2 protein-coding genes are annotated in these 3,905 nt (G+C 47.1%); both read right to left on the bottom strand.

All coding sequences use genetic code 11. From position 1 onward, the window contains the following. Positions 1 to 385: 385 nt before the first annotated feature. On the bottom strand, positions 386 to 1,663 hold the full coding sequence (locus VZP09_RS24610) for a DUF2254 domain-containing protein (RefSeq protein WP_023343081.1): 1,278 nt from the start codon (positions 1,661 to 1,663) through the stop codon (positions 386 to 388). A 62-nt stretch (positions 1,664 to 1,725) separates the two neighbouring features. Then, the gene (locus VZP09_RS24605; protein ID WP_023307506.1) at positions 1,726 to 3,723 is read right to left on the bottom strand and encodes a BCCT family transporter; all 1,998 of its coding nucleotides are present in this window, start codon (positions 3,721 to 3,723) and stop codon (positions 1,726 to 1,728) included. Positions 3,724 to 3,905 lie beyond the last annotated feature (182 nt).

Below are 3,905 nucleotides of genomic sequence, written 5' to 3'. Positions count from 1 at the left end.
ATGTCTGATATTCCTTTTTTCAAAGCACTAGAAAAATACCCGAAAGCTGTTAATCTAATACATTGACTGACCATACAGTTCAGCGTTATTTTGTTGGGTTTACTTCACGTACTTTTTATTGTCGGATACTGTTGGGAAAAGACACAAAGAAGCAAGCCATTAAGCGGAATACTGCGTAGGGTTAGAATATACAATTAACTTTTCCGTGATAGGACTAGTGATAACAATATTTCCAGCATGGGCTAACAGGAGTATAGATGGAACTGCTCTCCATAGGTTAATACATCTCGCAATTAACACGCCCGCATATGCCACAAAACAGACGCCCATTCTCGGAATTTTTTTTGCCATTATCTTTCCTGCGGCCTAATTACTTTCCCCACAACTATGGTTTTTTATTAGAGTCTTCACCACTAAATAAATTATAATAAATTGATTTTATTAGACATCTGTCAGAATCTATATGGTCAGCACGTATTGCATGCTCTAATGTTTCAAATGCTAAATTATGCGCGGCCTCAGAAAATATCCCAGGCCAACCCTTACTCAGCATAGACAGTCCTTTAAGGACTCTTATCTGAATCTCCCTCATACCGGCACCATCGCGCGCGACAGGTGAGAAAAAGTCTTCCAGTAGATCGTTATTCTGAAGTGGTGCAACATGAACTGAAGGATATTTCACTTCTATTTCATCAGATTTATTCTGCGCGTAAGTGGAAAGTATACGAACACCTCTGCCAATGACATCAATGGCGGTTCCAGGATCGTTCACTGCGGGGGAAAGTGCCCGGCAGGCTATTTCGGCCATGACGCTAAGACAAAATCGGGGATCCTGAGCAAATGAACGTACATCCGAGACAATAATCGTCTCAAGTAAATCGGCGCTGATTGATGACTCCTGGCCTTGACTCAGGTACAAAACGGGCATGGATGGATGTATGAAACTGCCTGGCTGCGCCACGAGGTATACATGACGGGGATCATTGGTCAGCAGCTTGCTAAGTTTCACCATATCAATATATTCAACATAGCCAATCTTCTTCGGATAAACTGCAACCGTTCCTTTCGGCTGTTCATTGTTCTCAAGCCATGGATATCCGCCGAGACAGGGATTTCTTGCTCTCGCAATAAATGTTTCGATGGCCGCCTGTTCTACTTTTGCCGTTGTCTCACCTACCCTTCCCAGAGAGGTCAAATGCTGTATCCAGCGAAGCAATGTGATGAGGATTAAGGCAATGACAACCAGTGTGACAATGAATAAAATGACTCTCCCCCTTTCTCCATAAGCTCCCATACTGAGGGCAATAATCCCTACCAGACTGAAGAGAAAAGAACCGATGAAGGTGGCCAGTACATTTTGTGTGGTTACGTCTTCAACAACTAAACGCGTAGCTCTGGGAGTCACATTAGTAGTGGCTGAACCGTAGGCTGTGACCATGATACTCAACGAAAAAGTGGTCACTGCCAGCATACTCGATGCCAGTATGTTCAGAATGTTATCGACTGCTTCCGCACCAACCTTCACGGAAACCGACTCAGGTATCATTGATTTAAAAAGAATTGATAAAAGGGCCGTTATTATCGCGACAATGGCGAATAACGTTGCCCTGAACCATAGCTTTTTAACTGTCTGCTTCAGAATCCATTTCCAGCGTGAAATCATTCTGCATTCCTCATATTGCGGCCGGGATAAATAATTGCCGCCCCCAGGACGGCATGTTGCTATTAACGAACCAGGTGCAGGAAGTGCAGATGTTTTTCGTACTGGTCCAGTATGTCATTAATCAGCTGCTCCTGGTTCCAGCCCATCACATCATAATTTTGACCGCCTTCTTTGAGATATACCTCAGCGCGATAATATCTATGTTGTTCAGTCTGCTGCTCATTATTATCCATCGCGGCGAGCGCGAAGGTCGGTGAGCTATACCCGCGAAGCCTCACTTCATATATAAAATTCAGCTCGTTACCCAAATCGACTTCAAGACGAATACGATCCTCGACTGCGTCACTGATGTGGCTTATCGTCCCCTGCTTGTTCAGCTCTTCCTGAACCAACGTCATGGCGGGCTGGATGACGTCGTCCATAAAACGTTTCACAAGAGATCGCTTCGGCAGATACGCGATATTGCGTAACCTTCTCTGCCAGGGAATTGGGTTACGTGCAGCCGTAGGAGCAATTGTCGCCATGCTCAGGCTTTCACGCTTGGTCAAATCCCGGCGCAAAGCTTTTAAAAGTCCGTATATGGATATCAGTAAGATCACTGAGAAAGGCAATGCACTCGCTATTGTCACTGTTTGCAGCGCACTTAGCCCTCCGGCAAGGAGAAGCGCAATTGCGACAATGCCCATGAGCGAGGCCCAAAATATTCGCTGCCAGACGGGTGTGTTTGCCACTCCACCTGATGCCAGAGTATCAACTACCATTGCCCCCGAGTCAGCAGACGTGACAAAGAAGACGATGACCATCGCCATTGCGATGAATGACAGCACGGAAGAGAACGGGAAATGCTCCAGGAAATTAAACAGGGCCAGCGCCACATCCTGCTGAACAGTATTGGCGAGGTCTGTGGCCCCCTGGTTCATAATGAGATAGATCGCGCTGTTACCAAACACTGTCATCCACATTAGCGTAAAACCCGCGGGAACAAACAGCACGCCGGTGACAAACTCGCGAATGGTTCGCCCGCGGGAGACCCGTGCGATGAACATCCCCACAAACGGCGACCATGAAAGCCACCATCCCCAGTACAGTAATGTCCAGCCCCCCAGCCAGTTGCTCGACTTAGGCTCATACGCGTAAAGGTTGAACGTTTTACTCACCAGTTCCGAAAGATAACCGCCCGTATTTTCCACAAATGACTTTAGCAGAAGCACGGTTGGTCCCAGACACAGGACCAGCACCAGGAGCAACAACGCCAGACCCAGATTGAGCTCAGACAGGATACGTATTCCCTTATCCAGGCCGGACACCACTGAAATCGTCGCTAACCCCGTGATGACCACGATCAGAATAACCTGCACCGTTTCATTGATGGGCACCCCGAAAAGATGGTTCAAACCGGCATTCACCTGCAAAACACCGTAACCCAGCGATGTCGCGACGCCAAAGACCGTGCCTATAACAGCGAAAATATCAACCGCATGGCCTAAAGGCCCGTATATGCGATCGCCAATAATGGGATAGAGTGCGGAGCGCAGAGTTAAAGGCAGACCGTGACGGTAACTGAAGAACGCCAGAATCAGCGCCACAATGGCATAAATTGCCCATGCGTGCAGTCCCCAGTGGAAGAAGGTCAGACGCATTGCTTCCTTGGCTGCCGCAACGGTTTCTGGAGTGCCAACGGGAGGCGAAAGATAATGCATTACAGGTTCGGCAACGCCAAAGAACATCAGGCCGATCCCCATCCCTGCCGAAAAAAGCATCGCAAACCAGGAATGGTAGCTGAAATCAGGCTGCGCATGGTCCGGGCCCAGCTTGATATCACCGTAGCGTGAGAGTCCAAGGAACGTGACACTTAGTAAAATCAGGGCCACAGCAAGGATGTAGAACCAGCTGGCATTCGTGAAGATTTGTTGCTGTAGTAGTTTAAAATTTTTGTCGGCGACCTCCGGGAATACGGAGGCAAAGGCGACAAGAAGGAAAATTAGCAAAGCAGATGTAAAGAATACCGCTTTGTTAATCTGGCTTGTAGACTTCTTCGGGATTGTATCATTATCACTCATAATCATTTATTCCATTAATTAAATCCGCACTGGATAGACGGTACTACCTTTCACAGAGTAGCAAAGTTCAACTGGCTATGCGGCGTTAATCGGAACGCATGGTGTAATGAGTTCCGATACAAATCATCCGATATTCGGTAATGACTCCAACTTACTGATAGTGTTTTATGTTCAGATAATGC

The organism is Klebsiella sp. EMBS2024, from assembly GCF_036233805.1.
GTDB lineage: Bacteria > Pseudomonadota > Gammaproteobacteria > Enterobacterales > Enterobacteriaceae > Klebsiella > Klebsiella pneumoniae.
The sequence above is the reverse complement of the archived record's forward strand: the minus strand, read 5'-3'. Positions and strand labels throughout refer to the sequence as shown.